Here is a 1,186-nt window from a genome sequence, read left to right as displayed (position 1 = left end):
CGTAGCAACCATTAAAGGCTATGCGGCTTTTTCGGTCCATGGCGTTCCGCGCTGTACGACAGTATTGGCATAGATCAGGAGCTTCCGGGCGCAGGCGATGAGTGCTGCGTTGTGGGCTTTGCCCTTTGCCATGAGGCGGGCATAGAGCGCGATCAGAGCGTTGTTCCAACGGAAAGCCGCCGGAAGGGCCGCGGCGAACAGGGAGCGCCGCAGGCGGCTGCGGCCTCCGGCGATTTTGCGCTGTCCGCGGTGTTGTCCGCTATCTGCATCGAAGGGAGCCAGCCCGGCCAAGGCTGCGACTTCCTCACGACTGACGCGACCGAGCTCCGGCATGCGGATGACGATCGCCAGCGCCGTGCGCTCGCCGATGCCGGGAATGCTCAGCACCAGTTTGAGCCGCTTGGCCAGATCGTCATAGGCGCGAAGGCGCTTGGCAATGTCGCGCATCTGCGTCGACCTGCGTGCCTTCAGCCTGGCGATGTCGCCGTTGACGAGGCGTCGTAATGCAGGCTCGTCGATGTGCTCAAGCCGGGTCTTGAAGCGCCTAATGTCCTCCTCGATCTGCTCGAGGAAGGTCAGATAGTCGGCCAATTCAGTCAATCGCGGATCCGGCGCGACCTCCGGAGGATCGAGCGCTGCGGCACAAGCCGCAATCAAAATCGCGTCGAGCGCATCGTTCTTAGCCCGGCGTAAATGGACCTGACCGAACGCCTTGACCTGAAGCGGCTGCAGCACCAGCACGGTAAAGCCGGCCGACCGCAAATGCTCCGCCACGCCACGCTCATAGCCGCCAGTCGCCTCGATCCCGACCCGCGTGACGCCGGCCTTGGCCAGGCTTGCTGCCAGAGCACGCCAGCCCGGTAGAGCATTGGCGACCTGCCAGCGTTCGGTTCGACCGTGAACCGCGATGTCGAGCTTGGCCTTGGACGTATCGATCCCAGCCGTCGTTATGCTAGTCTGTGTCATCTTCGTCGACCCTGCCTTGTGAAGCGAACCAAGTTGTTCCGGCAACCATCCGGGTCCGATGAAGGTGCTGACGCGATCACGCTACGGGGCAGCCACAAACTGCTCTGGGTGGGCTCGATCCGATCGCCAGCGGCCTGTCGCGGGGTGCAAACCGCGGCAGGCCATTCCTCACGGAACAGGTCAAAGATAACCGATCGCGCTATTACAAGGGTGGGCAAAG

Annotated in this window: 1 protein-coding gene; it reads right to left on the bottom strand. The window is 62.8% G+C overall.

Going from position 1 to position 1,186, the window contains the following annotated elements:
* Positions 1–18 precede the first annotated feature (18 nt).
* A complete protein-coding gene (locus PMI42_RS11250) occupies positions 19–966 on the bottom strand; it encodes an IS110 family RNA-guided transposase (protein ID WP_008133769.1) in 948 nt (315 codons plus the stop codon).
* Between the last annotated feature and the right edge of the window lie 220 nt (positions 967–1,186).

Origin of the sequence: Bradyrhizobium sp. YR681 (genome assembly GCF_000282615.1) — a bacterium.
Lineage (GTDB): Bacteria > Pseudomonadota > Alphaproteobacteria > Rhizobiales > Xanthobacteraceae > Bradyrhizobium.
Note: the sequence above shows the minus strand (reverse complement) of the source record. Positions and strands in the feature narration are given on the sequence as shown.